This window comes from Rhodobium gokarnense, from assembly GCF_025961475.1.
GTDB lineage: Bacteria > Pseudomonadota > Alphaproteobacteria > Rhizobiales > Rhodobiaceae > Rhodobium > Rhodobium gokarnense.
The window spans coordinates 356,766-382,946 of sequence record NZ_JAOQNS010000001.1; the positions used below are offsets into that span (position 1 = coordinate 356,766).

The 26,181-nt window shown below is 67.5% G+C and carries 26 protein-coding genes and 1 riboswitch; of the genes, 15 read left to right on the plus strand and 11 right to left on the minus strand.

The genetic code is table 11. From position 1 onward, the window contains the following. Window positions 1-153: 153 nt before the first annotated feature. From M2319_RS01675 to M2319_RS01685, 3 genes are all read right to left on the minus strand, one after another. Window positions 154-1,815 (minus strand): ABC transporter ATP-binding protein, encoded by a 1,662-nt coding sequence (locus M2319_RS01675; RefSeq protein ID WP_264599694.1) that lies wholly within the window; start codon window positions 1,813-1,815, stop codon window positions 154-156. 4 nt (window positions 1,816-1,819) lie between these two features. Further along, entirely contained in the window at window positions 1,820-2,569 is a 750-nt protein-coding gene (locus tag M2319_RS01680) for an ABC transporter permease (protein WP_264599931.1), read from the minus strand. 181 nt (window positions 2,570-2,750) lie between these two features. Continuing rightward, a complete protein-coding gene (locus tag M2319_RS01685) occupies window positions 2,751-3,707 on the minus strand; it encodes an ABC transporter permease (protein ID WP_264599695.1) in 957 nt (318 codons plus the stop codon). A gap of 624 nt (window positions 3,708-4,331) precedes the next feature. Between M2319_RS01685 and M2319_RS01690 the strand changes: the two genes are divergently transcribed. After that, window positions 4,332-4,652, plus strand: a complete 321-nt coding sequence (locus M2319_RS01690; RefSeq protein ID WP_264599696.1) for a hypothetical protein — start codon at window positions 4,332-4,334, stop codon at window positions 4,650-4,652. Between the two features lie 237 nt (window positions 4,653-4,889). Here the strand turns inward: M2319_RS01690 and M2319_RS01695 are convergent, their stop codons facing one another. Together M2319_RS01695 and M2319_RS01700 are read right to left on the minus strand one after the other, a co-directional pair. Continuing rightward, window positions 4,890-5,339: a DUF2852 domain-containing protein gene (locus M2319_RS01695; protein WP_264599697.1), complete on the minus strand. Its 450-nt coding sequence runs from the start codon at window positions 5,337-5,339 to the stop codon at window positions 4,890-4,892. A 144-nt stretch (window positions 5,340-5,483) separates the two neighbouring features. Further along, window positions 5,484-6,122: a TetR/AcrR family transcriptional regulator gene (locus tag M2319_RS01700; protein ID WP_264599698.1), complete on the minus strand. Its 639-nt coding sequence runs from the start codon at window positions 6,120-6,122 to the stop codon at window positions 5,484-5,486. Window positions 6,123-6,275: 153 nt separating this feature from the next. On the opposite strand from M2319_RS01700, the gene M2319_RS01705 reads away from it, so the two are divergent. Continuing rightward, window positions 6,276-6,881, plus strand: a complete 606-nt coding sequence (locus M2319_RS01705; RefSeq protein ID WP_264599699.1) for a PilZ domain-containing protein — start codon at window positions 6,276-6,278, stop codon at window positions 6,879-6,881. Between the two features lie 7 nt (window positions 6,882-6,888). Here M2319_RS01705 and M2319_RS01710 read toward each other — a convergent pair whose 3' ends face one another. Further along, window positions 6,889-8,337 carry a cobyric acid synthase gene (locus tag M2319_RS01710; RefSeq protein WP_264599700.1) on the minus strand — a complete coding sequence of 483 codons (1,449 nt, stop codon included), beginning with the start codon at window positions 8,335-8,337 and terminating at the stop codon, window positions 6,889-6,891. A gap of 81 nt (window positions 8,338-8,418) precedes the next feature. Further along, window positions 8,419-8,623, plus strand: a riboswitch (cobalamin riboswitch). Window positions 8,624-8,770: 147 nt separating this feature from the next. On the opposite strand from M2319_RS01710, the gene M2319_RS01715 reads away from it, so the two are divergent. From M2319_RS01715 to cobJ, 7 genes are read left to right on the plus strand one after another with little or no spacing between them, the layout of a single operon-like run. Beyond that, window positions 8,771-9,175: a DUF1636 domain-containing protein gene (locus M2319_RS01715; protein ID WP_264599701.1), complete on the plus strand. Its 405-nt coding sequence runs from the start codon at window positions 8,771-8,773 to the stop codon at window positions 9,173-9,175. Further along, entirely contained in the window at window positions 9,172-10,212 is a 1,041-nt protein-coding gene (gene cobW, locus M2319_RS01720) for a cobalamin biosynthesis protein CobW (protein ID WP_264599702.1), read from the plus strand. Before M2319_RS01715 ends, cobW begins: the two co-directional genes overlap by 4 nt. A gap of 3 nt (window positions 10,213-10,215) precedes the next feature. After that, window positions 10,216-13,590 (plus strand): cobaltochelatase subunit CobN, encoded by a 3,375-nt coding sequence (cobN, locus tag M2319_RS01725; protein WP_264599703.1) that lies wholly within the window; start codon window positions 10,216-10,218, stop codon window positions 13,588-13,590. Window positions 13,591-13,598: 8 nt separating this feature from the next. Next, window positions 13,599-14,855, plus strand: a complete 1,257-nt coding sequence (gene cobG, locus M2319_RS01730; RefSeq protein WP_264599704.1) for a precorrin-3B synthase — start codon at window positions 13,599-13,601, stop codon at window positions 14,853-14,855. Further along, a complete protein-coding gene (locus M2319_RS01735) occupies window positions 14,852-15,484 on the plus strand; it encodes a precorrin-8X methylmutase (protein ID WP_264599705.1) in 633 nt (210 codons plus the stop codon). Before cobG ends, M2319_RS01735 begins: the two co-directional genes overlap by 4 nt. Continuing rightward, entirely contained in the window at window positions 15,484-16,212 is a 729-nt protein-coding gene (locus M2319_RS01740; RefSeq protein WP_264599706.1) for a precorrin-2 C(20)-methyltransferase, read from the plus strand. The genes M2319_RS01735 and M2319_RS01740 overlap by 1 nt, the downstream gene beginning before the upstream one ends. Beyond that, window positions 16,209-16,964 (plus strand): precorrin-3B C(17)-methyltransferase, encoded by a 756-nt coding sequence (gene cobJ, locus M2319_RS01745; RefSeq protein WP_264599707.1) that lies wholly within the window; start codon window positions 16,209-16,211, stop codon window positions 16,962-16,964. The genes M2319_RS01740 and cobJ overlap by 4 nt, the downstream gene beginning before the upstream one ends. Here the strand turns inward: cobJ and M2319_RS01750 are convergent. Next, complete coding sequence (locus M2319_RS01750) at window positions 16,961-17,728, minus strand: cobalt-precorrin-6A reductase (RefSeq protein ID WP_264599708.1); 768 nt, start codon at window positions 17,726-17,728, stop codon at window positions 16,961-16,963. The genes cobJ and M2319_RS01750 overlap by 4 nt on opposite strands. 12 nt (window positions 17,729-17,740) lie before the next feature. Between M2319_RS01750 and cbiE the strand changes: the two genes are divergently transcribed. From cbiE to M2319_RS01780, 6 genes are all read left to right on the plus strand, one after another. Further along, a complete protein-coding gene (gene cbiE, locus M2319_RS01755) occupies window positions 17,741-18,952 on the plus strand; it encodes a precorrin-6y C5,15-methyltransferase (decarboxylating) subunit CbiE (RefSeq protein WP_264599709.1) in 1,212 nt (403 codons plus the stop codon). Beyond that, window positions 18,949-19,362, plus strand: a complete 414-nt coding sequence (locus tag M2319_RS01760) for a cobalamin biosynthesis protein (protein ID WP_264599710.1) — start codon at window positions 18,949-18,951, stop codon at window positions 19,360-19,362. Before cbiE ends, M2319_RS01760 begins: the two co-directional genes overlap by 4 nt. Beyond that, window positions 19,359-20,120: a precorrin-4 C(11)-methyltransferase gene (gene cobM / locus M2319_RS01765; protein WP_264599711.1), complete on the plus strand. Its 762-nt coding sequence runs from the start codon at window positions 19,359-19,361 to the stop codon at window positions 20,118-20,120. The genes M2319_RS01760 and cobM overlap by 4 nt, the downstream gene beginning before the upstream one ends. 91 nt (window positions 20,121-20,211) lie before the next feature. Then, entirely contained in the window at window positions 20,212-20,736 is a 525-nt protein-coding gene (locus tag M2319_RS01770; protein ID WP_264599712.1) for a DUF2937 family protein, read from the plus strand. A 62-nt stretch (window positions 20,737-20,798) separates the two neighbouring features. Further along, the gene (locus M2319_RS01775; RefSeq protein ID WP_264599713.1) at window positions 20,799-21,704 is read left to right on the plus strand and encodes a LysR family transcriptional regulator; all 906 of its coding nucleotides are present in this window, start codon (window positions 20,799-20,801) and stop codon (window positions 21,702-21,704) included. Window positions 21,705-21,889: 185 nt separating this feature from the next. After that, on the plus strand, window positions 21,890-23,800 hold the full coding sequence (locus M2319_RS01780; protein WP_264599714.1) for a HoxN/HupN/NixA family nickel/cobalt transporter: 1,911 nt from the start codon (window positions 21,890-21,892) through the stop codon (window positions 23,798-23,800). Between the two features lie 73 nt (window positions 23,801-23,873). Here the strand turns inward: M2319_RS01780 and M2319_RS01785 are convergent, their stop codons facing one another. The 4 genes from M2319_RS01785 to nthA all read right to left on the minus strand — a co-directional run bounded on the left by M2319_RS01785 (window position 23,874) and on the right by nthA (window position 26,162). Then, window positions 23,874-24,431: a beta-class carbonic anhydrase gene (locus M2319_RS01785; protein ID WP_264599715.1), complete on the minus strand. Its 558-nt coding sequence runs from the start codon at window positions 24,429-24,431 to the stop codon at window positions 23,874-23,876. 66 nt (window positions 24,432-24,497) lie between these two features. Beyond that, window positions 24,498-24,890: a nitrile hydratase accessory protein gene (locus M2319_RS01790; protein ID WP_264599716.1), complete on the minus strand. Its 393-nt coding sequence runs from the start codon at window positions 24,888-24,890 to the stop codon at window positions 24,498-24,500. Further along, window positions 24,877-25,536, minus strand: a complete 660-nt coding sequence (gene nthB, locus M2319_RS01795; protein ID WP_264599717.1) for a nitrile hydratase subunit beta — start codon at window positions 25,534-25,536, stop codon at window positions 24,877-24,879. The genes M2319_RS01790 and nthB overlap by 14 nt, the downstream gene beginning before the upstream one ends. Continuing rightward, window positions 25,533-26,162 (minus strand): nitrile hydratase subunit alpha, encoded by a 630-nt coding sequence (gene nthA / locus M2319_RS01800; protein ID WP_264599718.1) that lies wholly within the window; start codon window positions 26,160-26,162, stop codon window positions 25,533-25,535. The genes nthB and nthA overlap by 4 nt, the downstream gene beginning before the upstream one ends. Window positions 26,163-26,181 lie beyond the last annotated feature (19 nt).

A 26,181-nucleotide genomic window follows, 5' to 3' on the forward strand; every position in this document is an offset into this window, starting at 1 on the left:
TATGTCGATGGTTGATGGAACGGAGCCTTGGCTTCGACCTCTGCCACGGCAGGGATCGCGACGGGCTACCGTGTCGAGGTGGGCAATGGGTCCCGGCTCTCCGCTTCGCTACGGCCGGGATGACGGGGAGGGGTTGGCTGCCGCCCGTCCCCTTTAATTCCCTGCCGATTCGATCTTCACGCCCGCTTCCTCGCGCTCTTTCAGCAAATTATCGAGCCAGTCCGGGTCCATCTCGGGCACGGACGACAGGAGGAGGTCCGTGTAGGCGTGGTGGGGCGGGCGGAACATTTCGCTTTTGGGGCCGGCTTCCACGACCTTTCCTTCCTTCATGACCACCACCTCGTCGGCGATCGCCTTTACGGTCGCCAGGTCGTGGGTGATGAACATGTAGGCGAGGTTGAAGTCGTCCTGCAGCTTGGCGAGCAGCTTCAGGATGCCCTCGGCGACGAGCTGGTCGAGGGCGCTCGTCACCTCGTCGCAGATGATGAATTCCGGCTCGGCGGCGAGCGCGCGGGCGATGCCGATGCGTTGCTTCTGGCCGCCGGAGAGCTCGGCCGGCAGGCGGTCGATGAAGTCGTCCGGCTCCAGCTCGATCTGGTCGAGGAGGGCGCGGATGCGCTCTTCCTTCTTTTTCCCCTTGAGGCCGAGATAGAATTCGATTGGCCGGCCGACGATGTCGCGGATGCGCTGCTTCGGGTTCAGCGCCGTATCGGCCATCTGGTAGATCATCTGGATCTGGCGCAGGTTGTCCCAACTGCGCTTGCGGTAGTCGGCGGCCAGTTCCTCGCCGTTGAAGAGGATGCGGCCTTCCGCCGGCGGCAACAGGCCGGTGATGCAGCGCGCGGCCGTCGACTTGCCGGAGCCGGATTCGCCGACGACGGCGACGGTGCGGCCGCGGTGGATGTCGAAGCTGACGTCGTGGAGCACGGTGAGGGTGCCGTAGGCGGCGGTGACGTGGTCGACGGAAACGACCGGGGTTTCCTCCGGCGGGGCTAGCGGCTTTTCCGGCCGCTTGAAGGACCGCACCGCCCATAGCGACCTGGTGTACTCCTCCTTCGGCTCGGCCAGCATTGTGCGGGTTTCGGCCTCTTCCACCGGATCGCCTTTTAAGAGCACCAGGATGCGGTCGGCCATCTGGGCGACGACGGCGAGGTCGTGGGTGATGTAGATGGCCGCCGTGCCGAACTGCTCGACGGCGTCGCGGATCGCCGCCAGGACCTCGATCTGGGTGGTGACGTCGAGGGCGGTGGTCGGCTCGTCGAAGATGATGAGGTCGGGCCGGCAGGACATCGCCATCGCCGTCATTGCCCGCTGCAACTGGCCGCCGGAGACCTGGTGCGGATAGCGGAACCCGATATCCTCCGGGTCGGGGAGCTGGATGCGGCGGAAAAGGTCGATGGCGTCGTGCTCGGCCTCGGACCGCGACATCACGTGGTGATGGACGGCGGATTCAGTGCACTGGTCGATGAGCCTGTGGGCCGGGTTGAAGCTTGCCGCCGCAGACTGCGCAACATAGGCGATGCGCTTGCCGCGCAGGGCCCGGCGCGTGCGCACGCTCGCCTTCGTCAATTCGATGCCGTCGAAGGTGACGGTGCCGCCGGAAATGCGGCAGCCGTCGCGGGTGAAGCCCATGGCGGCAAGGCCGATGGTCGACTTGCCGGCGCCGGATTCGCCGATCAGGCCCAGCACCTCGCCGCGGTGCAGGTCGAGGTCGACGCCGTGCACGATCTCGCTCCAGACCTCCTCGGAGCGGCCCTCGATCTTCAGGCCGCGGATCGACAACAGGATTTCATCTGTGCCGGGGGTATCAGCCATGGTCTCAGTCCTTCAGTCCGGAGGAACGGTGCAGCATCCAGTCGACGACGAAATTGACGGCGACGGTGAGGAGCGCGATGGCGGCGGCCGGCATCAGGGGCGTCGGGTCGCCGAAGGTGATCAGGGTCGCGTTATCCCGGACCATGGAGCCCCAGTCCGCAGTCGGCGGCTGGATGCCGAGGCCGAGGAAGGACAGGGCCGAAATGGTCAGGAACACGAAGCAGAACCTGAGCCCGAACTCGGCGATCAGCGGCGCGGTGATGTTGGGCAGGATCTCGCGCCGGATCAGCCAGCCAAGGCCTTCGCCGCGCAGCTTGGCCGCCTCCACATAGTCCATCACCACCACGTTCATGGCGACGGCGCGCGAGAGGCGATAGACGCGGGTGGAATCGAGGACGGCGATGACCAGTATCAGGTTGACGATGTTGGTGCCGACGATGGTGAGGAGCAGCAGCGCGAAGATGAGCTGCGGGATGGCCATCAGGACGTCGACGGCGCGCGAGAAGACCTGGTCGATCCAGCCGCCGAGGGTGGAGGCCAGCAACCCCATCAGCCCGCCGAGGAAGAAGGCGAGCAGCGTCGTCAGGAAGGCGATGCCGACGGTGTTGCGGGCCGCGAAGATGAGCCGTGAGAGCATGTCCCGGCCGAGGCTGTCGGTGCCGAGATAGTAGGGCGCGCCCCAGGGCTCGTACTCGCTGGCGACGATGGCGGTCTCGGAGAACGGCGCAAAGGCCGGGGCGAGGACCGCCAGCATGACGTAGATGAAGATCACCACGATGCCGAACCAGGCCGTCAGCGGCGCCGTCTTCAGGACATAGGCGTAGTCCGACGGGGCAACGACGACGGCGACGCGCTTGACGATCCACGCGGCAATCGTGAGGACGACGAGGAGACTGAGCCCGTAAAGGGCGAAGGAGCCGATGGTCATGTCGCCCTCACTTCTTGTGCAACAGACGCGGATTGGTGGCGATGGAGAGCACGTCCGCGATCAGGTTGAAGAGGATGTAGACGACGGCGAAGATCAGGCAGCAGGCCTGAACCACTGTGATGTCGCGCTTGGAGACGGAATCGACCAGCAACTGGCCGAGGCCGGGATAGACGAAGACCACTTCGACGACGACGACGCCGGTGATCAGATACGCCATGTTGAGGGCGATGACGTTGATGATCGGCGCCAGCGCGTTGGGCAGGGCGTGGCGCAGGATGACGACCCGCGGTGGCAGGCCTTTCAGGCGCGCCATCTCGATATAGGGCGCGGCCAGGAGGTTGATGATCGCCGCCCGGGTCATCCGCATCATGTGGGCGGTGACGACCAGCGTCAGGGTCAGCGCCGGCAGGAACATGCGGATCAGCCGATCCCAGAGCGGCGTCGACTCGTTGATATTGGCGATCGAGGGAAAGATCCCGACATGGACCGAAAGCCACAGGATCAGGATGTAGGCGACGAAGAATTCCGGAAACGAGATCGACGACAGGGTGAAGATGTTGATGCCGCGGTCGAACCAGCTGTTTCGGTAGAGGGCGGCAAGGACGCCGAGGCCGACCGCCAGCGGGATGGCGATCACCGCGGCATAGGCAGCGAGCAGCAGTGTGTTGGCAAGGCGGGTGCCGATCAGCTCGGCGATGTCGCGGCCATTGGCGAGGGACTTGCCGAAATCGCCGGTGGCCGCGCCGCCGAGCCAATCCATGTAGCGGACGATCGCGGGCTTATCGAGGCCGAGTTCGTGGCGGAAGGCGGCGACCGTCTCCGGCGTTGCGCTCTGGCCGAGGATCTCCTGGGCGAGGTCGCCGGGCAGGAGTTCCACGGCCGAGAAGATGATGACCGAGACGACGAAGAGGGTGAAGAGCCCCAGTCCCAGCCTTTGAAGGATCATTTTCAGGATCAGTTGCATGGGCGATCTTTTCCCGATGGAAGGGCGGTCCGCAGGCGCGGCAGCGGCGTCCGATGCGCCGCATCCGGCGCTGTGTCCGCCGCAAGGAACGGGTTCGTGGTGACGAACCGGGAAAGCGGGTCAAAAAAACAGTGATGTCGCAGAACGCAAATGATACTCGGCCTCAAGTTTTTTCTGACGCATGCACAAGTCGTTCTTTTGCCGACGTAAATTGTGCTACTCCCCGTACCGGGATCACGCATCGGCCATGACATGGTCGCGCGGCAGCTCAACTTGGAGCGCCTGCTGCGGCAGCCATCCCAGGCATAAAAAGACGTGACCCCGTGGCCGGAAGGTTTCCGGCGCGGCCAAGCATAGACAGTGGAACCCGCTCCGTCCACCCACAGCGATGCGCCCGCCCGTTCGTTAAAATCGACCTCGTCCGGACATATTTGCGGCAAATGCTACCGCTTTTTGCGTTTTTTTGACGCTGTTTATGTCATTTATGCGTAGTACGGGTTTTCTATTACCCGGGCAATCTGCCAAAGTGTGACGTGCGTCAACACGGCTCCGTATACGCAATCCTATGTTCAAAACGTCGGGACGACAGACCGATATAACCGAAAGGAGCGAATGGAAATGCCTATGTACCTCAAGACCATCGCTGCCGCGGCCTTGGCGCTCGGCGCCGCTGCTCTGGCACAGCCTGCCACCGCCGCGATGACCGGCGCCGCGGGCAATGCGGTCCAGACCGCGACCGACGGCGTCGGCCAGAAGAACACCACCAAGGTGCGCCACTACCGCCGTTACAGCCGCCGGCACTATCGCCGGTGGAGCCGCCGCCGCCACTACCGTCGGCGCAGCTACCGGCACTATCGCCGGTGGAGCCGTCCGCGGCATTACCGTCGCTACAGCCGCGGTCGCCGGTATCACATCCGTCCGCGCAGCCGCTACTACTGGCGGTAAGCCGGCGGGCAGGGGCCGGGGCGCCCCTGGCGGGTAATTCCGCGGCGCCGCGGTCCGCAACCGGCCAAAAAGAAGGCGGCCTCCCGGGGGATCGGGGGGCCGCTTTTCGTCGTCGGTCAGGATGCGGAGCGCCGGGGATGCGCTCCGCTTTTTTCGGGTTTGAGGGGCCGGCCTATGCTCGGCCCTCCTTGCTCTGGGGCCGGTTCAGGCCCGGCGCTCTCTTCCTAAGGGGCCGGCTTACGCCCGGCCCCAGGCCTCGTTGCCGTTGCCATTTTCAGGCGCGGGCTTGTCGCTCGCCGGATGGTCCGAGGCGCGGCCGGCATTGCGGCGGCGTTCGTCCATGAACTGGTCGAACTCGGCCTTGTCCTTGGCCTTGCGCAGGCGCTCCAGGAAGGCGATGAACTCGTCCTGCTCTTCCTCAAGGCGCCGCAGGGTCTCCTCGCGGTATTCGTCAAAGGCGGCGTTGCCGCTCGAAGCGCGGCGCATGTCGCCCTTCCACCAGTTGCGGCGACCCGCCCCGTCCATGTTGTGCCAGCGGCCGCGGTTCTTTCCACATCCCATTCGTCCACTCCATATGACATAGGCCAACAAGGCGAGGCCGAGCGGCCAGAAGATGATGAACGCCAGGATCGTCAGCGCGATCCAAGCCGGCTTTCCGTATTCGTCCACTCTTGCTGCCAGTTCCATTTCGTCCTCATGCTCATGTAAATGTTATTTACATTAACTTATGTGGACGAAACCGGCGGCGGTTTCAAGTGGGTTCGGTGAAAAATCGGTAAGGCGGTGTGGGCAGGCGGCGTCGCGGCGCCTTCGATCCCGGCGGATAGATCGTCAGATGCGGATGCCGAGGCCGCGCAGGTAGATGAGGATCGCCGCTTCCAGCAGCTCCTCCGGTGCCATCGGCAGTTTGCGCCGCGCCGCATCGCCGCGGGAAAACAGCGCCGCGATGCCGTGCGACACCGACCAGATGTGAAGGCTGACCATCAGCGCCGGCGGGCGCTGGTCGGCGGGCGCTTCCTGGCACAGGATCTCGCTCGCCCGGCGCAGCACCGAGAACGCCTTTTCGTTGGCGCGGGAGAGTTCCGGACTGGTGTCGCTCGGCAGCCCCGCCTCAAACATGACCGCGTAATCGGCCGGGTTTTCCCGGGCGAATTTCAGATAGGCGCGGCCGACCCGCTCGAAGGCGGAGACCGGGTTCGGCGTGCCGTCCTCCCAGGCCGTCTCCAGCGCCTCGGCGAGGCGGTCGAAGCCGCGGCGGGCGACCTCGGCCATCAGGTCCTCGCGGTCGCGGAAATGCCGGTAGGGCGCGGCGGGCGAGACGCCGGCGGCGCGGGCGGCCTCCGCCATGGTGAAGCCGGACGGGCCCTTTTCGGCAATTAGCTCCAGCGCCGCGCGGACCAGCTCGTCCGGCAGGTTGCCGTGGTGATAGGCGCGGCGGCCCTTGTCGCTGCGGGATTTCGACCAGCTCATGTGAAGGCTTTTCACATAATTCCGCCCGCTTGCACAGGGCGATTGGACGGCGCGCGGTGCCCCGGTGCCGTTTGCGACGCCCCATTAAACGGCCCTTAAGGGTCGCCGGTTATTGTTTTATGGCGTGTATAGAATAGGAATTGCACCTTGCAGATGAGCGAGCCCGACCTCTTCGTCTTTCACGAACCGGCCGAAGGCGACATCCGGCTGCCGACGTCGGCGCGGGTAATCGACCGCGAACGGCTGATCTCGGTCGAGGCCAAGGTGCACAGTTTCCGGCGTACGGGCTGTGTCCTGGAAACCCGGGACAATTCCGACGTCCCGGACTACCTGTCGCTGCACTTCAACAATCTCGACCAGTTGATCGGTGCCTGCGTCACCTGGCGGCGCGGGAAGATGACCGGCGTCGACTTCGAGACCGGCTCGCTGCCGGAAAACGACCTGCGCCAGGAGGCGCGGGTGCCGGTGAACATGCCAGCCGTGGTCAAGGATCCGACCGGCGACTGGAAGGCGAGCTGCGTCATCACCGATGCCAGCCGGTCCGGATGCCGCCTGCGCTCCGACAAGGCGATGAGCTTTCCGATCGACGTTCAGGTCAATATCGAGGCCGTCGACCGGCCGATCGGCGGCAAGGTGGTGTGGCGGCGCAAGAACCAGATCGGTGTCGCGCTGTCGTGGAACGAGCGGCGACCGGCGGCGCGCGACGAGGAACCGTTCCGGCTGAACGAGCGCAAGGCGCGCCAAGGGGCGGACGGTTAGCGCGGTTTCAGCGCGCGATCTTCAGGATTTTTTCCAGGTCGAGATGGGCCTCGATATGGTCGGCGAGCGCGTCAAGCGTTGCCTCGATGGCGGCGTCGTGGCTCCGGTTCGACGGAGTGCCGCCGAGGGCTTCGATGAAGGCGGCGCGCTGGGCGTCATTCCCGAAGAGGCCGTGCAGATAGGTGCCGGAGACGAGGCCGTCGGCGGAGGTCGCGCCGTCGCTGCGGCCATCGGCAAAGCTCAGCACCGGCCGTCGCGTGTCCGGCCCAAAGGTGTCTCCGATGTGCATCTCGTAGCCGGCAAAGGGCGCGCCATTGGCGGCGCTCGTGCCCGAGGTCTCGGTCAGACGCTTGTCGCCGGTTAGCACCGTTTCGACGCTAAGGAGCCCGAGGCCGGGAACGGTTGCCGGCGGACCCTCGATGCCGTCGGGATCGGAGATCGTTTTTCCCAGCATCTGGTAGCCGCCGCAGATGCCGAGCACTTTCCCGTCGCGGCGATGGTGGCCGGCAAGGTCGATGTCCCAGCCATTGGCGCGGAAGTCCGCGAGGTCGGCGATGGTCGCCTTGGAGCCCGGCAGGATGACGAGGTCCAGGGGGGCCGGCAGGGGCTCGCCCGGTTCGACGAAGACGAGGTCGACGTCCGGCTCGGCGGCGAGCGGGTCGAAATCGTCGAAATTGGCGATCCGTGGCAGCAGCGGCACGGCGATTCGTATCCGTGCCCCGTCCTTGCGTACGGGCGTCCGTTCGGCGAGCTCGAAGGCGTCCTCGGCCGGCAGCAGCCGGGCGGCATCGAAATAGGGCAGGAGCCCGATCGCCGCCCAGCCGGTCCGCTCTGTTATCGTCGTCATGCCCTCGGCGAAGAGGCCCGAGTCGCCGCGCATCTTGTTGACGATGAAGCCCTCGATCATCGCCGCATCATCCGCATCGAGCACCGTCTTGGTGCCGACGAGGCTGGCGATGACGCCGCCGCGGTCGATGTCGCCGACGAGGACGACGGGCACGTCGGCGGCGCGGGCAAAGCCCATATTGGCGATGTCGTTGGCCCTCAGATTCGTCTCTGCGGCGCTGCCGGCGCCTTCCACGACGACGATGTCGGCCTCGGCCCTGAGCCGTTCGAAGCTTTCCAGCACGGCCGGCATCAGGCCCTTTTTGATCTCCTGGAACTCGCGCGCCTTGGCGCTTCCCGTCACCTTGCCCTGGACGACGACCTGGGCGCCGACCTCGCTCTGGGGCTTCAAGAGCACCGGGTTCATGTGGACAGTGGGGGGAACGCCGCAGGCCGTTGCCTGAAGCGCCTGGGCGCGGCCGATCTCGCCGCCATCGGCGGTCACCATGGCGTTGTTCGACATGTTCTGCGGCTTGAAGGGGCGCACGGTCAGGCCGCGCCGGGTGAGCGCGCGCGCGATGCCCGCCGTCAGCAGGGACTTGCCGACATTGGAGCCCGTTCCCTGGAACATGACGGCCCGTCCGCCGGCGCTTTTGCGCCCGCTTGCCGTCCCGTTCCCGTCGATGATGCGATTGACACCCATTTCGGCCCGTAATAATCAGAATCCGACGGTTCTTCCATCGGGAAGATAATAGGGAATGCGGTGAGGGCTTTGCCCGATGCCGCAGCTGCCCCCGCAACTGTAGGCGGAATGCCGCTTGTCGGTGCGCCACTGGGTCACTTGAACGAACCCGGGAAGGCGACAAGCGGCGGAACGATCCGCGAGCCAGGAGACCTGCCGTCGACAGAAAGATTGCGCGGTCGAACGGGGTGCGTCGGCCAGGGCAAACGCCGCGAGGGATTCTTCGTCCAGCGGCGCGTTTCGCTCACCATCAGGCGATTCGGAAATGCAAGGCACCCGGTAACAGCGCGCGTTTCTTAGCGCGCCGGACAAGGACTGCGCGGTGCCGGACGACGATCAGCCTCTTCTCCACGTCTGCGTGACCTGCAAGAACGCCAAGCTTCCCGCGCCCGGCGAGGACGACCCGGCGCATGGCCGCGTCCTCTTTGAGCGGATCGCAGCAAAGCTTGAGGCCGATGGGGAGGCGCCGATCGCGGTGGAGCCCATCGTCTGCATGGCCAATTGCGAGCAGGGCTGCTCTGTCGCCATCTCCGCACCCGGCAAATGGTCCTATCTCCTCGGCCACCTGACGCCCGACCACGCCGACGATCTCATCACCTATGGCGCCGCCTTTCGCGCATCGAAGAAGGGCACCGTCTTCCGGTCCAAGCGACCGGCCTCCCTCTACGACGCCATCGTTGCCCGCTTTCCCGGCATGCTTGCCAAGGACGAGGAACCCCAGACATGAAGACCATCGCCGAGCGCATTCCCGTCACCGTGATCACCGGCTTCCTCGGCGCCGGCAAGACGACGCTGCTGCGCCATGTCCTTGAGAATGCCGGCGGACGGCGCTTTGCCGTCCTCGTCAACGAGTTCGGCTCGGTCGGCGTCGACGGCGGGCTCCTGCAGGGCTGCGGTCTCGCCTCGTGCCGGGACGAGGACATCGTGGAACTGGCCAATGGCTGCATCTGCTGCACGGTCGCCGACGACTTCCTGCCGACCATGCAGGCGCTGCTGGACCGGGACGAAAAGCCGGATCACGTGCTGATCGAGACCTCGGGCGTCGCCCTGCCGAAGCCGCTGATCAAGGCATTCGACTGGCCGGATATCCGCGCCCGCATGACAGTGGACGGAGTGATCGCCGTCGTCGATGCCCCTGCCGTTGCCGACGGGCGCTTCGCCGACGATCCGGACGCGGTGGAGGCGCAGCGGCAGGCCGACGAGATGCTCGACCACGACAATCCGCTGAACGAGGTCTATGAGGACCAGCTCATGGCCGCCGACATTATCCTCCTCAACAAGGCGGACCTGTTGGAGCCGTCCGAGATCGAGCGGCTGACGGCGCAGATCGCGGGGGAAGTTCCACGAGCCGTCAAGATCGTGCCGACGGTGAGCGGCCAGCTCGACGTCGACGCCGTGCTCGGCCTTGCGGCTGCCGCGGAAGACGACCTCGACGCGCGGCCGTCGCACCACGATGCCGTCGACGGCGAGCACGAGCACGACGACTTCGAGAGTTTCATTGTCGAGCTGCCGGAGCTGTCCGCGCCTGAGCCGCTCTTGGAACGGCTGAAGACCGTTACCGGCGACCATCCGATCCTGCGGGTAAAGGGCCATGCCGCCGTTGCCGGAAAGCCGATGCGGCTAACGGTGCAGGGCGTCGGAGAGCGCCTGCAGCACCATTACGACCGGCCCTGGCCGGCGAACGATCCGCGGCGGGGCCAGCTCGTCGTCATCGGCCTTTCCGGCCTCGACCGGGCGGCGATTGAGACGGCGATCCGCGGTTAGCCCATGCACCTTCTCGTCCGCGAAAGCCATTCTCTGGAGGAAGCCGAGGTCGCCGTCGATCTCGGCCAGAGTGCTGCGGAGATCGTCGTCCTGTCGTTCTCCGACAGCGATCTCAATGCGCTCGCCGCGGCCTTCCAACCGCTGGAAGGCGAATTGCCGAGCGTGCGGATCGCCAACCTGTCCCGGCTCAAGCACCCGATGTCGGTCGACCTCTATGTGGAGGAGGTGATCGCCCGGGCGAAATGCGTCATCCTCCGGCTCCTCGGCGGCATCGACTACTGGCGCTACGGCGTCGACGAGGTGGTCGCCGCCTGCCGCAAGTCGGGGGCGGCGCTGGTGCTATTGCCGGGCGATGGGCGCAAGGACGAGCGGCTGGCGGTGCTCTCCACGGTCGACGAGGACATGCACGCCCGCCTCGACGATCTCTTTGCCGCCGGCGGGCCGGCGAACATGGGGCTCGCCCTGAAGCTTGCCGCGCACCTGACTGGTGCCGCGCCCGATCCGGGCGGGGCGGCCGAGACCGTGCCGCTCTTCGGCGTCCACGACCTTGCGACGCCCGAACAGGACGGCCGGCCGCTCGCGATCCTGATCTTCTACCGCTCCTATCTCCTTGCCGGCGATTTCGCGCCGATCGAAGCGCTGGCAGAGGCTCTCGACGGGGAGGGGCTCAACGCCCGCGCTGTCTTCGTCCACAGTCTGAAGGACGCGGGCGCTGCCGCCTTCGTCGCCGACACGCTCCGCATCTGGCAGCCGGCGGTCGTGATCAACGCCACCGGCTTTTCCGCCCGGCTCGGCGACGGGCCGTCGCCGCTCGATGCGGCCGGGGTCCCGGTCTTGCAGGCCGTGTTTGCGGGCTCGTCTCGCGAGGCGTGGGAGGGTGCCGCGCGCGGGCTCTCCCAGGCCGATCTCGCCATGCAGGTGGTGCTGCCGGAACTGGACGGTCGGGTGCTTGCCACCGCGGTCTCCTTCAAAGCCGAGGAGGTGGTGATCCCGGCGCTGCAATATTGCCGTGCCATGCACCAGCCCTTCGATGAAGGCATCGCGCTGACCGCGCGGCGGGCGGCGAACTGGGCGCGTCTTGCCGGCAAGGCGCGAGCCGAGCGGCGGCTTGCGCTCATTCTCTCCGACTATCCGGCCGGCGGCGGCCATGTGGCCCATGCGGTCGGCCTGGACACGGTCGCGAGCCTGGAAGCGCTGATCGCGCGGCTCGACCGCGAGGGTTACGATGTCGACGATACGCTGCCCGATCAGAAAACCCTCGTTGCCGGGCTGTGCGAGGTCGAAGCCGCGCCGACGCTCTTGCTCGACGACTACCGCGCGCTGTTTTCCTCCCTGCCGGACAGTGTGCGCCGGGACGTTCTGGAAGCCTGGGGCCCGCCGGAGGAGGACCCGGCCGCAGAAAGCGGCGCGTTCCGCTTCAAGGTTTTGAACGTCGGCAAGTCGGTGGCGGCGATCCAGCCGGATCGGGGCGCGCGCGACGACCGCAAGGCGACCTATCACGACCCGGACCTGCCGCCGCGCCATGCCTATGTCGCCTTCTATCTCTGGCTCTCCCGCACGCTTCGCATCGACGCCATCGTCCATCTCGGCACCCACGGCACGCTGGAATGGCTGCCGGGCAAGGCCGTTGCCCTTTCCGGCGCCTGTTTCCCGACGCTTCTCTCCGCCGACCTGCCGGTCGTCTATCCCTTCATCGTCAACAATCCGGGCGAGGCGGCCGTCGCCAAGCGGCGCGTTGGCGCCGTCACCATCGGCCATCTGACGCCGCCGCTGAAGCAGGCTGGCGTCCATGGCTCGGCCCGCGAGCTGGAGCGGCTGGTCGACGAATTCGCCGCCGCCGACGGGCTCGACGTCCGACGCATGGCGCTGCTCAGGCGGGAAATCCTGGAGCGCGCCGAAAGCGAGGGGCTGCTTGCCGAAAGCGGCGTCACCCGCGACATGTCCGACGACGACGCGCTCGCCCGGCTCGACGCCTATCTCTGCGACGTCAAGGATCTTCAGATCCGCGATGGGCTTCATATCTTCGGATGGACGCCGGGGGAGGAGCGCCGCGAGATGCTGCTCGGTGCTCTGAAAGCGGCTGCGCCGGGCATTGCGCCGGACGACCTTGAGCGTCGCCTCGATGCGTCGCCGGCCGCCGAGATGAACGCCCTCCTTGCTGCCCTCGACGGCCGCTTCGTGGAACCCGGCCCGGCCGGCGCACCGACCCGCGGCCGCGCCGACGTGCTGCCGACCGGACGTAATCTTTTCACGATCGATCCCCGCGCGATCCCGACCCGCTCCGCGCTGGTGCTCGCGGAAAAGGCCGCGGACAATCTCCTGCTGCGCCACCTGCAGGAACATGGCGACTGGCCGCGCTCGTTGGTCATCGACCTGTGGGGCTCGACCACAATGCGCACAGGCGGTGAGGATCTGGCGCTCGCGCTCACGCTGATGGGCGTGAAACCGGTCTGGGACGATGGCTCGGCCCGGGTCTCCGGCTTTGAAATCCTGTCCCAGGCGCTGCTCGACCGGCCGCGCATCGACGTCACAGTGCGCATCTCGGGCGTCTTCCGCGATGCCTTCGAGAGCCAGATCGCGCTGCTCGATGCCGCGATCCGGGCCGTCGCGTCCCTCGACGAGCCCTCGGGCAATCCGCTCGCCGAGGCCGCACGGGGGCTGGCGGGCGCCGCGTTCCGCCGGGCGACGACGCGCATCTTCGGGGCTGCTGTCGGCGACTACGGCACCGGCATCGAGACGGCGATGCTGCGCGGCGACTGGCAGGCATCGAGCGACCTCGGCACGCGCTACATCGACGCCTCCTCCTTTGCCTACGGCAAGGACCTCGACGGCGTTGCCGACCGGAAGGGGTTTGCCGATCGGCTCAAGGCCGCCGATGCCTTCGTGCATTCCCAGGACCATGGCGAGGTCGACCTTTTGGAAAGCATCGACTACGCCGCCCATGAGGGCGGGTTCGCCGCCGCTGCCGAAGCGCTCGGCGGCAAGCCGGCGCTCTACCATGCCGACACCTCGAAACCGGACGCGCCGACCATCCGCACGGTCGCCGAAGAGGTCGCGCGGATCGTGCGCGGCCGCGCCGCCAATCCGGACTGGATCGCCGGCATGATGCGCCACGGCTATCGCGGCGCCTCGGAGATCGCCCGCACCATCGACGGGCTCTCCGGCTTTGCCGCCACCGTGCCCGTGCGCTTCGACCGGCAGTTCGAGCTTTTGTTCGAGGCGACCCTCGGCAATGACGAGGTCGACGGCTTTCTGATGGACGCCAACCCGGCCGCGCGCGAGACCATGGCCGACCGGTTCCGCGACGCCATCTCCCGCGACCTCTGGCGTCCGCGGCGTAATTCGGTCGCTATGGCGCTGGAGGGGGACGCGTTGTGACGGCGCCGATGCGCAAGGGCTGGTGCCCGAGCCTGTTGACACCGATGGCATCCGGTGACGGGTTTCTGGCGCGCGTGAAGCCGACGGCCGCGACGGTTTCGGCGGAGGCCGCGCGGGCGCTCGCCGAGGCCGCGCAGCGCTACGGCAACGGGCTCGTCGACGTCACCAACCGCTCGAACCTGCAGTTCCGCGGCTTCTCGCCGGATGGCATCGCGCCCTTTGCCGATGTCGTCTTTCGCCATGGCCTTGCCCATGACAGCGCGCCGGTTGAGCAGGTGCGCAACGTGGCGGCGAGCCCGCTCGGGGCGGACGATCCGACGGCGACGTTCGGCGCGCATCGGGCCGCGCGGGCGATTGAAGCGATGCTGGCGATGTCGCCGGAGCTTTTCGCCCTGCCCGGGAAATTCGGCTTTTCCGTCGATGGCGGCGGGGCCTTGCCCCTCGGCGATGTGGGGGCGGATGTGCTGTTTGTGCCGGGATCGAGCGGCGTTGCGGTGCGCGTTGCCGGGGCGCCGCTTATGGCCGATTGCGCCGAGGAGGACGTCCCGGCGGTCGCCCGGGCGCTGGCGCTGGCTTTCCTCGATCTCGCCAAGGCGCGCTCCGACCCACCGAGGCGGATGCGCCATCTGGTGGACGCGGTCGGCGCCGAGGCGGTCTTCCGGCACGCAGGGCTCGCGCCGGTGGGCAAGGGGACACCGGTGGGGCGACCCGCACCCCGCATCGGCTATGGTGATCTTGCAGGCGGCTCGGGCTTCTTTTTGGCGGGCGTTGCGTTCGGGGCGCTGGAGGCGGGTGCGCTTTCACGGCTTGCCGACCTTGCCGAGGATTTTGAGGACGGCACGATCCGGCTGACGCCTTGGCGGTCGCTCGTCCTCGTCGGCATCGCGGCCGAGGCGGCGGATGCCGTTGCGGAAGGCGTTGCCGCCGCGGGCTTGATCACCGATCCCGCCGACCCGCGCCTTGCCATGGTCGCGTGCTCCGGAACGCCGGCCTGCGAAAGCGCGACGGCCGCAACCCGCGTGGATGCCGCGCGCATCGCCGCATCCGGCGTACTCGACGGGCTTTCTGGCACGACGCTCCATGTCTCCGGCTGCGCAAAGGGCTGCGCCCATCCGCGCCCGGCCGCCGTCACGCTGGCCGGCCGGAACGGCGCCTATGACGTGATTCTGAATGGCAGGGCGGACGCCGCGCCGCATTTCACCGGGCTTGACGTTGAGGGTGTCATCGCCGTACTTGCGACGGCCCCCTGGAGTAAACCCCGTTGACACCCGGCTACGACTACATCCGCGACGGCGCGGAGATTTACAGAAAATCCTTCGCGACGATCCGGTCCGAGGCGGACCTTGCCCGTTTCAGCGACGACGAGGCGCGCGTTGCCGTGCGCATCATCCACGCGTGCGGTATGGTCGACGTCGCCAAAGACCTGACCTTCTCGCCGGGATTCACCGAGGCCGCCCAGGCGGCGCTGAAGGCCGGCGCGCCGATCCTGTGCGATGCCAAGATGGTTGCCAACGGGGTGACCCGCACGCGCCTGCCGGCCGAGAACCGTGTGATCTGCACCCTCGATTTTCCGGCCGTGCCGGGCTTGGCGAAAGAGATCGGCAACACGCGCTCGGCCGCCGCCCTCGACCTCTGGGGCGCCGAGATGGAAGGGGCGCTCGTTGCCATCGGCAATGCGCCGACCGCGCTCTTTCATCTCCTTGAACTCTTCGATGCCGGGGCGCCGCTGCCGGCGGCCGTCATCGGCATGCCGGTCGGCTTCGTCGGTGCGGCGGAATCCAAGGAAGCGCTCGCCGCCGACGGGCGCGTGCCGTGCCTCACCGTTTCCGGCCGGCGCGGCGGCAGCGCCATGACGGCGGCCGCCGTCAACGCCCTTGCCACTGAGGTGGAGTGATGGCGACCGGCACCCTCTACGGCGTCGGCGTCGGGCCGGGCGATCCGGAACTGATGACGCTGAAGGCGGCGCGGCTGATCGGCTCGTGCCCCATCGTCGCCTATTTCGCCAAGCGCGGGCGCCAGGGCCATGCAAGGCGCATCGTCGACGGGCATATCGGACCCGATTCGCGCGAGTTGCGGCTGGAATATCCGTTCACGACGGAAGTGCCGGTCGACGATCCGCACTATCCGAGGGAGCTGTCGGCCTTTTATTCCCGCTCGGCGGAGGAGGTGGCGGCCGAGCTCGATGCCGGCCGGGACGTTGCCGTCATCTGCGAGGGCGACCCGTTCTTCTACGGCTCGTTCATGTATCTCTTCGACCGGCTGTCCAAGGTCTATCCGACCGAGATCGTACCCGGCATTTCCGGCATGCATGGCTGCTGGGCGCAGGCGAAGACGCCGATCTGCCATGGCGACGACGTCTTTTCCGTGCTTCCCGGCACGATGGACGGCGCGCTGCTGACGGAGCGTCTCAAGGGCAGCGACGCCGCCGTCATCATGAAGATCGGCCGCAACCTTGAAAAGGTGCGCACGGCCCTTGCCGAGGCCGGGCTTCTGGACCGCGCGATCTATGTGGAGCAGGGGACCATGGCGGGCGAGCGGGTGGAAAAACTCGCCGATCTCGCCCACGCGCCGGCGCCCTATTTCTCGCTGATCCTCGTTCCAGGCCGTCAGGGGCTTCGATGAGCGGTTCCCTCACCATCGTCGGGCTCGGCCCCGGTGCCGCCGACCAGGTGACGGGCGCCGCATCGGAGGCGCTTGCCGCGGCCACCGATATCGTCGGCTACGGACCTTATGTGGACCGGGTGCCGGAGCGAGTCGGCCAGCAGCGCCACCGCACCGACAATCGCGAGGAAATCGACCGGGCGCGCCATGCGCTGGAAATGGCTGCGGAGGGGCGCCGTGTCGCCGTCGTTTCCTCCGGCGATCCGGGTGTCTTTGCGATGGCCGCGGCCGTCTTCGAGGCGGTCGAGATGGGGGAAGCCGCCTGGCGGGCGCTCGATATTTCGGTCGTGCCGGGGATTTCGGCGATGTTCGCCGCAGCGTCCCGGCTCGGCGCGCCGCTCGGCCACGATTTCTGCGCCATTTCCCTCTCGGACAATCTGAAGCCCTGGGACCTGGTGCTGAAGCGGCTTCGCGCCGCGGCCGAGGGCGACTTCGTCATTGCGCTCTACAATGCGGCTTCCAAGGCGCGGCCGCACCATCTCGGCGAGGCGTTTTCTCTCCTTCGCGAGATCAAGGGGCCGGACGTGCCGGTGATCTTTGCGACGGCCATCTCCCGCGCCGACGAGGCGATCGAGATCACGACGCTGGGCGAGGCCGATGCCTCCCGCGCCGACATGCGCACGCTCGTCATGATCGGCTCCAGCGCGACGCGGCTGGTGGAGCGGCCCGGTGCGCGGCCCTTCGTCTATACGCCGCGGCGTATAGACGGTTAGGTGCCTTGAGCCCTCTCCATCAGCCAGGAAAGGGCCGCTGCCGCATCCGGCACGGTGTCGATCTCGGGAAGCGGCGGGCGCTCCACCATCACCACCGGAATGCCGGCCTCGCGGGCGGCTGTGAGCTTTGCCGCTGTGGCCGTGCCGCCGGCGTTCTTGGTCACCAGCATCTCGATGCCGTGGTCGGCGATGAGGGCGCGTTCGTCGTCGAGCTTGAACGGGCCGACGGCCTCGATGACGGTGCAGTTCGGTGGGCGGGTTTCCGGGTCGGGCGGGTCGACGCTGCGGGTGAGATAGTGGTGCTGGGGTGCTGCCCTGAAGGCGGCGAGTTCGTTGCGGCCGATGGTGAGGAAGACGCGGCGCGGCTCGGGCCCGAGCGCCTTAGCGGCCTCGGCCATGGTGCCAACCGAAATCCAACGGTCGCCGGCCTCGGGGCGCCAGGCCGGCCGGTCGATGCGGATCAGGGGCACGCCGGTTGCTTTTGCCGCGGCTGCGGCATGGTCCGTCATCTGGGCGGCAAAGGGGTGGGTCGCGTCGACCATCGCCTCGACATGATTGTCGTGCAGATAGGCTTTGAGCCCTTCGATCCCGCCGAATCCGCCGACGCGGTAGGGGATCGGCGGCGGTTTCGGGGATTTCGTGCGCCCGGCGAGCGACAGCACGGGCGCGATCTTCGTCTCGCCGGCAAGGGATCTCGCAAGTTCGGAGGCCTCGGTGGTGCCGCCGAGGATCAGAACGCGGTAGGGTGTCTCTAGGTTTTGCACGGGGGGACTGCAATGACGGAGCGCTGGCTTTCCATTGTGGGGATCGGCGAGGACGGTGTCGAGGGGCTATCGCCGGCGGCAAAAAAGCTCATCGAAGGAGCCGAGCTGGTCGCCGGCGGCGCGCGGCATCTGGCGCTGGCCGATAAGCTCATTTCCGGCGAGCGGCTGCCCTGGCCGAGCCCCTATACCGACGCGATCCCGCATCTTGTCGGGCGGCGGGGCAGTCCCGTTTGCGTGCTCGCTTCCGGCGATCCGTTCTTTTATGGCGTTGGCGCAAAACTCACCGCCTTCGTCGCGCCGGAGGAGATGCGGATCGTGCCGGCGCCGTCGTCGCTGTCGCTGGCCGCCGCGCGCCTCGGTTGGTCGCTGGCGGATGTGCGCACCATCTCCTTTTGCGGCCGGCCGCTGGCGCCGCTCGCCCCGCTCTTGCAGCCGGGGGCCCGCGTTCTGGCGCTGTCCGCCGATGCGGCGACGCCGGCCGAGGTCGCCGATTTCCTCTCCCGGCGCGGCTTCGGCGAAAGCCGCATCCACGTTCTGGAATCCCTCGGCGGGCCAGGGGAGCGCATCCGCAGCACGACCGCCTGGGATTTTTCGTTCGACGATGTCGGGCCGCTGAACCTGACCGCACTGGAAATCGTCGCCGGGTCCGACGCCGCTATCCTGCCGCGGACATCCGGCCTGCCGGATGGACTCTTTGAAAACGACGGCCAGATGACCAAGCGCGAGGTCCGGGCCGTGACCCTGTCGACACTGGCGCCCCGTTCCGGCGAACTCCTCTGGGACATCGGCGCGGGGTCGGGGTCGATCGCCATCGAATGGCTGCTCGCGGACCCGGCGAACCGGGCGATCGGGATCGAGCGCGATCCGGTCCGCGCGGCGCGGGCGGCGCGCAATGCCGTCGATCTCGGCGTGCCAAGCCTCGATATCCGCGAGGGCTCGGCGCCGGACGCGTTTCAGGGGCTGGAGGCCCCTGACGCCGTCTTCATCGGCGGCGGGATTGCGAATGACGGCGTGCTCGACGGTGCTTATGGCGCGTTGAAGCGGGGAGGCCGCATCGTCGCCAATTCCATCACCGTGGAAAGCGAAGCCGTCTTGATCGACGCGGTGCAGCGGCTCGGCGGCACGCTGACGCGACTGTCGGTGGAGCGGCTGGATTCCATCGGCGGCATGCACGGGTTCCGGCCGGCGATGACCGTCACCCAGTGGAGCGCGGTCAAGCCATGAGCGGGGCGGCAACCGCAACGGGGGCAGCACGCATCGTTGCTGGCATCGGTTTTTCCAGCGAGGCGACAGCGGAGGAGATTGCGGACCTGCTGCAAGGCTGCCTGCATGATGCAGGCATTGGTGCGGCGGATGTCGTTGCCGTGCCTGCTTTCAAGAGTGGTGCGCCGATCGTCGGCATCTTGCCGGGGCTGCTCGGCCTCGACGTTGATCTCATCGAGGACGCCGATATGGCGGCGGTCGCGGATCGCTGCCTTTCCCATTCAACAGCGGCCAAGGCGGCAACCGGCCACGGCTCGGTGGCGGAAGCCTGTGCGCTCGCCGCTGCCGGTCCCACCGCGCAGCTGATCGGGCCGAGGATTGCCTCGGCGCACGCCACCTGCGCGCTCGCTATCTGCCGGGAGATTCCATGACCGTCCATTTCATCGGCGCCGGACCGGGCGCGCCGGACCTCATCACGTTGCGTGGCCGCGATCTGCTCGCCGCCTCGCCCGTCTGCCTCTATGCCGGCTCGCTGGTGCATGAGGCGGTGCTGGCCCATTGCGGGCCGGGCGCGCGGATCGTCAACACCGCGCCGATGAGCCTGGAAGAGATCGAGGCGGAATATGTCCGGGCGTTCGAGGCCGGTGAAGATGTGGCCCGGCTGCATTCGGGCGATCTTTCCGTGTGGAGCGCCATGGGCGAGCAGATCCGCATCCTGGAGGCGCGCGGCATCCCCTATACGGTGACACCCGGCGTGCCGGCCTTTGCCGCATCCGCGGCCGTCCTCGGCAGGGAACTGACCCTGCCGGAGGTCGGCCAGTCGCTGATCCTCACCCGCACCACCGGCCGCGCCTCGAAGATGCCGGAAGGCGAGACGCTGGAAGCCTTTGCCGCCACCGGCGCGACGCTGGCGCTGCACCTGTCCATCCATGTGGTGGAGGACGTGGCAGCAAGGCTCACGCCCTTCTACGGCGCCGACTGCCCCGCCGCCGTCGTCTTCCGCGCCTCCTGGCCCGACGAGACCGTTTTGACCGGCACGCTTGGCACCATCGCCGACCAGGTCCGCGAGGCGAATATCGACCGCACGGCCTTGATCCTGGTCGGTCCGGTGCTCGGCTCTGCCGACTTCCGGGCAAGCGCGCTCTACGATGCCGATTATCAGCGGCGGTTCCGGGGGCGCGGGAACTGAGCCAGTTTCCTGGCGTTCTTCCTTGCGAACGTCTCTCAATCGTTGCCGAATGCTGGTACAACGACACGGGAACATGAGCGGGAGGGGAAAGATGGGCCGGACGATCATCCTGGCATTGGGGCTGATTCTCGGCGGCGTCTTTTCCCAGGCGCCGGAATTTGCCCAGCAATATCGCCAGCGGCTTGGCGGCGCCATCGACGAGCTGAAGCAGGTGGTCGCCGACTTCAACGCCGATGCCGAGCGCGAGGGCCTGAAGACCGACGACGCCCTGAAGCGTCTCTCCGACAATCCCGACACCCTTGCCAGCCGGCGCGGCGAGCGGATGACGCAGATCATCGCTCGCTATCACCGGCTGGAGCGCCAGCAGGACGCCATGCAGTCGGCCGGGCCGGTCAACCGGATCGTAGCGCTTGCCCGCGACTTCGACGGCGAGGTCGCCGAGGGCGCCTATGAGGATTACGAGCCGGCCGTGCCGGTGACCATAGAGGGGCTTCTCGCCGCCCTTGTCGGCTTCGTCCTTGCCTATTTCGGCGGCGGCGTCGTCTGGTCGGCAAATCGCTGGCGGCGCAAGCGCCGGGCCCGGCGCAAGGCGGAGGCGACCGAACGCGCCGCATAGGCGCACTCCAACCAGCGCACGGGCGTCGCTTTCTTAATCGTTCCAATGCTATAGATGCGACCATGGACACGCTGACGCGCATGCGCATTTTCGTTCAGGTCGTCGAGTCGGGCGGCTTTTCGGCCGCGGCCCGGGCGCTCGGCCGGTCCAAGGCGCTGGTCTCCAAATATGTGCGCGAGCTGGAGGACGAGCTCGGCGTCCGGCTCCTCAACCGCACCACGCGCCAGCTTTCGCTGACCGAAATGGGCGAGACCTATGTCCGCGAGGCGGCCGAGATCATCCAGAAGATCGAGGACCTCAACGGCTCGCTCGGCGAGCGGCACGGTGAGCCGCGCGGGCTGTTGCGCGTCTCCGCGCCGCGCTCCTTCGGCGAACTGGTGCTGGCCGAGCCGATCATGGAGTTCCTCGCCACCGAGCCGCAGATCCGCATCTCGCTCAGGTTCGAAGACCGCTATGTCGATCTTGTCGAAGAGGGGATCGACGTCGCCATCCGGATTTCCGAACTGGCCGATTCCAGCCTCGTCGCACGGCGGCTGGCGCCGATGCGCAACAAGATCGTCGCCGCGCCGCTGCTGCTGGAGGCCTCGGGGCGGCCGCAGCATCCCAAGGACCTTTCCGACCTTCCCTGCATCATCGACCGCAACATGCGGGTGCCGGCGAGCTGGACGTTCCGCGAGGACGGCAAGCGGTTTTCCGTCTCCGTCAGCGGGCCGGCCGAGGTCGACAGCCTGATCGCCGTGCGCGCCGCCGCGCTTCGTGGCCTCGGCTTTGCCAGCGTGCCGGAGTTCGTTGCCAGCGGCGATATCGCCTCCGGCGCCCTCATCGAGGTGCTGGCGGGCTTCCAGTCCGACGATATCGGCGTCTATGCGCTCTACCCCCACCGCCGGCACCTGCCGGGCAAGGTGCGCGCCTTCATCGACTTCCTGGCCGCCTGGTTCGGCCGCGGCTGGCCGCGGGCGAGGGATTGACCGCCGTCAGTGCGCGGCGCCGCCTTTGAAGGTATATGGAGAAGGCGCATTTCAAAGGGGGGTGGGCCGGCTGGACCGGCTCCACGTTTTCGCCAATCTTCGGGGCGATGACGTAGAGGCCGCATTCCCGATTCGCGTTCCGCCGCAAACCGCAGGCCCCGCACACAGCAGGCGATATCGACGCCATGATCCGATCGCGACATCCCGCCCTCGTGGCCGCCGCGCTGCTCATCGCCATCGCCGCATCGCTCGTGGCACTCGCCCGGCCGGCGCTGGCGCACCCCCATGTCTTCATCGAGGCAAAGGCCGAGATCGTCTATGACGGCAAGGGCAACGTGGTCGCCATCCGCCACCACTGGCGCTTCGACGATGCCTTTTCCGCCTTTGCGATCCAGGGCCTCGATACCAATGGCGACGGCGAGTACACCCGCGAGGAGCTTGCCGACCTTGCCGACGTCAACGTCAATTCGCTGAAGGACTGGGGCTATTTCACCTTCGGCGACGACACCAAGGTGGAAATCGACTTCAAGCCGCCGGAGCCTGGCTACTGGCTCGACCTCGTCTCCGTGCCGCTCACCGACTACTGGGCGATGTCCGACGAGGACATCAAGGCGATCGCGGAGGATGCGGAGCGCGACGGCACCCAGCCGATGCAGGAGGTGAAGCTCCTGGAACTCCACTTCACCCTGCCGCTGAAGGAACCTGTCGGCTCCGACACCAAGGTCACCTTCGACGTCTACGATCCGACCTATTACATCGACTTCCGCTTCGCCAAGGACGCCGACGCGGTCAAGCTCGTCAACGCGCCGGGCGACTGCAGCACGGAGATCCGGCTGCCGCAGCCGCTCGACGACGAGACGGCGGCGCGGCTTGCCGCCATCGGCGCCGACGTGCGCGAGCCGCCTCCGGAGCTGAGGGCGATCACCCAGACGCTGGTCAACCAGGTCGTCATCACCTGCGGCGATGCGGTGGCGGCGACGCCCGCGGCAACGCCGCCCTCGGCCGAGGACGCCGTGACGCGGATGGCGGCCGGAGATCCGGGCGCGACGGCGCCGGGCGGGCAGAGCGGGACGCCCGATCCCGCGGCCGAAAGCGCGCCGCAATCGCACTCAGTTGCCGACCCGGAGGCGATGTCGGCACCGTCGGCCGGTTTCTTTTCCGGCATCATCGGCACCGTGGCGCGGATGCAGTCGGAGTTCTACCAGCGGCTCATCGGCGCGCTCAGGCGTTTCAAGGGCGACTCGGCCGCCGTCTGGTTCCTGTTCCTGTTGAGCTTTGCCTATGGCGTCTTCCATGCCGCCGGGCCCGGCCACGGCAAGGCGATCATCACCTCCTACATGTTCGCCAACGAGGCGACGCTGAAGCGGGGCGTCGCGCTCTCCTTCGCCGCGGCCTTCGTGCAGGCGACCGTCGCCGTCGCGATCGTCACCGTCGTCGCCCTTGTGCTCCGCGGCACCAGCATCGCCATGAAGTCGACGCTCGGTGTGTTCGAGGCCGGCAGCTTCGCCCTCGTCGCCCTGCTCGGCGCCTGGCTGGTCTATCGCAAGACGCGCGCCTTCCTGCGCCTGTCTCCGGCACCGGCTGCCCGGTCACCGGCCCCGACGGTCGGCGCGGCCCATGTGGCCGCCCCGGTCATTCGCCGTGTTGACAGCGATCATGGGCATCACGATCACCACGGGCATTCGCATGGCCACGATCACGACCACGACGATGCCTGTTGCGGCCACAGCCACGCGCCGGACCCGGAGGCGATCTCGGGAAAGCTGTCGCTGCGCGAGGCCGTCGCTGCGGTGTTTTCCATCGGCATGCGGCCGTGCTCCGGCGCGCTGGTCGTGCTGGTCTTTGCGCTTTCCCAGGGGCTCTATCTTGCCGGCGTTGCCTCGGCTTACATCATGGCGATCGGCACGGCGCTGACGATCTCGACGCTCGCCATCATCGCCGTGACCAGCCGCGGCATCGCCCAGCGCATCATCGGCGCGGAAACGCTGCGGGCGCGGCGCATCTTCGCCGGTGTGGAGATCGCCGCGGCCGTCGTCGTCGTCCTCGTCGGCGTTATCTTTTTCGTTGCCGCGCTTCAGGCCCCGGCGACGCTCTGACGGCCTTTGCCTTTACAAAGAAAAACCGGCGCCTTTCGACGCCGGTCCTATGTTCAAAAGACTGCCGGATCGGTCAGCCGGTGACCTCGACCAGCTTGCCGGTCTTGCAGTCGTAGATGTAGCCGTGGACGGGCACGTCCTTCGGCACCAGCGGGTGGCCCTTGATGCGGGCGACGTCGGCGCGCACGCTCTTTGCCTGGTCGGAGATCGTCAGCCAGTTGATGTAGCGGCCTTCCTCCGAGCCGGGGCCGGCGCCGGTGTCGTGCCAGCCGCTTTCGTCGACGGTCGCGGTGTCGAGGCTGCTGGACAAAAGATCTCCCATGACCTCGTTGGTGAAGGTCTCCATGCCGCAGTCAGTGTGGTGGATGACGAACCACTCATTGGTGCCGAGCAGCTTGTGCGAGATCACCAGCGAGCGGATGGCGTCGTCGCTGGCGCGGCCGCCCGCATTGCGGATGACATGGGCGTCGCCCTCCGCGAGACCGGCATATTTCGCCGGATCGAGGCGGGCGTCCATGCAGGTGAGGATGGCAAAGCCGCGGCCCGGAGGCATCGGCAAATTGGCCTTGTCGCCGAAGTCTGCGGCGTAGGCCTCGTTGGCGGCAAGCACTTCGTCCTTGATCTTGCTCATGACATATCTCCCCTTGTGTAATTGTTTGGAATCATTGGCCAATTTCCCATTGGCGGGGCCGTCCTGTCAACCGGTGGACCGGATGCGGGCAAGGTCTTCCTTAGCAAGCGCGATCGGCTTGCCGTGGGGCGTTGCCTTTGCCGCCCGGTCCCAGGCGTCGCGTGCGCCCGCAAGCAGGACGGGGTCGGCGAGGCCCTTTTCGGCGATCAGGCGCTCCAGGGCGGCCAGCCAGTGGTGGTAGTAGCGGCTGCCGTCGTCGGGCGTGCCGGCGTCGGCCGCGCGCTTCAACTCGCCGGAAAAGGTCTCGACCCATTCGGCCCAGGAAAAAAGGCCCCTTTCGCTGAGCGCCAGGGTCATGGCGAAGGCGGACGCCTGCCAGGGTTCGGCAAAGACCGGGCCGTCGTCGTCACGGGGAAGGGCCGGCAGCGCGTCGAGCGCTGCCGCCTCACGCGGGCTCAAGATGCGGCTCCCAGAGGTCGCAATGGACGGCGCTCGGGGCTTGCGCGTCCGGGCCCCAGAGTTCGCCCGCCTCGAAGCGGACATTGTAGAGCCAGGCGGGGTTCTCGCCGGCGCGGATGGCGTTCCTATCGGCAAAGACGTGGACGCCGTGGACCCGGTGGATGGTGCCGACGCGGCCCCTGGCATAGCGCGGCAGCCGCGTGTGGGTCGGCGGGTTGGCGCGGCTGGTGACGACCCTGTCGCCGACCTGGAAGCGGGCCGGCGCCGTCGCCGGGCGCTCGGTCGGGCCACCGCGCCCGAGGGTGGCGGCGACGTCTTCCGCCTTCAGCACCTTGATGCCGGGTTTTGGCGGCTCCAGGGCATGGCCGGCGGCAAGCTCGGCGTCGGTGACGAGGCCGCGGGACTTCAGCAGGTTGACGACGCCGGCGAACCAGATCTCGTAGTAGCTCGACGTCAGATACTGGGTCGGCGGCAGGCTTTCGCGGGCGAAGCGGCTTTCGTCGAGCGACCAGCCGCCGGGCGCCGCGGAGGCGAGCGTCACGGCAAAAGCACGCCGTTCCCATTCGGCGTGGAACATCGGCTCGTCTTTTTCCTCCTCGACGACGCCGAAGCCGTGGACGCCGCCCATGTCGTGCACGGTGGTCATGCCGGCACCTCTTCAGGTGAAAGCGGCAGGCCGGTGCCGATCATGGCGTCGCGGGTGACGAGGGCGGCAAGGTCCTCCTCGCTCCAGCCCTCGGTGCCCTCCGGGCGCATCGGCAGCACCAGGTAGCGCATCTCGGAGGTGGAGTCCCAGACGTTGATCTCCGTATCGGCGGGCAGTTCGACGCCGAATTCGGCAAGGATGCCGCGCGGGTCGTTGACGGCGCGTGAGCGATAGGGCGCGGACTTGTACCAGACGGGCGGCAGGCCGAGCACCGGCCACGGATAGCAGGAGCACAGCGTGCAGACGACCATGTTGTGGACGCCGGGCGTGTTCTCCACGACGACGATGTGCTCGCCCTGGCGGCCGGCATAGCCGAGTTCGCGGATCGCCTCGGTGCCATTTTCCATCAGCCGGGCGCGATAGGCCGGATCGCTCCAGGCGCGGGCAACGACGCGGGCGCCGTTCTTCGGGCCGACGCGGTTCTCGTAGATGTCGATCAGCTCGTCGAGGGCGGCCGGGTCGACATAGCCCTTTTCCGTCAGCACCGTCTCCAGCGCCTTGACCCGCAGCGTCATGGCGTCGAGGTGGGAATGGTCGTGGTCGTCGTCCGGATGATGGGCGGACATCTGGTTCCCCCTGCCTTGT

Coding starts and splice junctions, on each gene's coding strand:
- M2319_RS01685 (WP_264599695.1), bottom strand. CDS start 3,707: ATGCAACTGATCCTGAAAATGATCCTTCAAAGGCTGGGACTGGGGCTC.
- M2319_RS01675 (WP_264599694.1), bottom strand. CDS start 1,815: ATGGCTGATACCCCCGGCACAGATGAAATCCTGTTGTCGATCCGCGGC.
- M2319_RS01680 (WP_264599931.1), bottom strand. CDS start 2,569: ATGCTGGCGGTCCTCGCCCCGGCCTTTGCGCCGTTCTCCGAGACCGCC.
- cobN (WP_264599703.1), top strand. CDS start 10,216: ATGCACCTTCTCGTCCGCGAAAGCCATTCTCTGGAGGAAGCCGAGGTC.
- nthB (WP_264599717.1), bottom strand. CDS start 25,536: ATGACCACCGTGCACGACATGGGCGGCGTCCACGGCTTCGGCGTCGTC.
- M2319_RS01785 (WP_264599715.1), bottom strand. CDS start 24,431: ATGAGCAAGATCAAGGACGAAGTGCTTGCCGCCAACGAGGCCTACGCC.
- M2319_RS01710 (WP_264599700.1), bottom strand. CDS start 8,337: ATGTTCCAGGGAACGGGCTCCAATGTCGGCAAGTCCCTGCTGACGGCG.
- M2319_RS01700 (WP_264599698.1), bottom strand. CDS start 6,122: ATGAGCTGGTCGAAATCCCGCAGCGACAAGGGCCGCCGCGCCTATCAC.
- M2319_RS01770 (WP_264599712.1), top strand. CDS start 20,212: ATGGGCCGGACGATCATCCTGGCATTGGGGCTGATTCTCGGCGGCGTC.
- nthA (WP_264599718.1), bottom strand. CDS start 26,162: ATGTCCGCCCATCATCCGGACGACGACCACGACCATTCCCACCTCGAC.
- cobW (WP_264599702.1), top strand. CDS start 9,172: ATGAAGACCATCGCCGAGCGCATTCCCGTCACCGTGATCACCGGCTTC.
- M2319_RS01775 (WP_264599713.1), top strand. CDS start 20,799: ATGGACACGCTGACGCGCATGCGCATTTTCGTTCAGGTCGTCGAGTCG.
- M2319_RS01760 (WP_264599710.1), top strand. CDS start 18,949: ATGAGCGGGGCGGCAACCGCAACGGGGGCAGCACGCATCGTTGCTGGC.
- cobJ (WP_264599707.1), top strand. CDS start 16,209: ATGAGCGGTTCCCTCACCATCGTCGGGCTCGGCCCCGGTGCCGCCGAC.
- cbiE (WP_264599709.1), top strand. CDS start 17,741: ATGACGGAGCGCTGGCTTTCCATTGTGGGGATCGGCGAGGACGGTGTC.
- M2319_RS01740 (WP_264599706.1), top strand. CDS start 15,484: ATGGCGACCGGCACCCTCTACGGCGTCGGCGTCGGGCCGGGCGATCCG.
- M2319_RS01705 (WP_264599699.1), top strand. CDS start 6,276: ATGAGCGAGCCCGACCTCTTCGTCTTTCACGAACCGGCCGAAGGCGAC.
- cobM (WP_264599711.1), top strand. CDS start 19,359: ATGACCGTCCATTTCATCGGCGCCGGACCGGGCGCGCCGGACCTCATC.
- cobG (WP_264599704.1), top strand. CDS start 13,599: ATGCGCAAGGGCTGGTGCCCGAGCCTGTTGACACCGATGGCATCCGGT.
- M2319_RS01780 (WP_264599714.1), top strand. CDS start 21,890: ATGATCCGATCGCGACATCCCGCCCTCGTGGCCGCCGCGCTGCTCATC.
- M2319_RS01695 (WP_264599697.1), bottom strand. CDS start 5,339: ATGGAACTGGCAGCAAGAGTGGACGAATACGGAAAGCCGGCTTGGATC.
- M2319_RS01690 (WP_264599696.1), top strand. CDS start 4,332: ATGTACCTCAAGACCATCGCTGCCGCGGCCTTGGCGCTCGGCGCCGCT.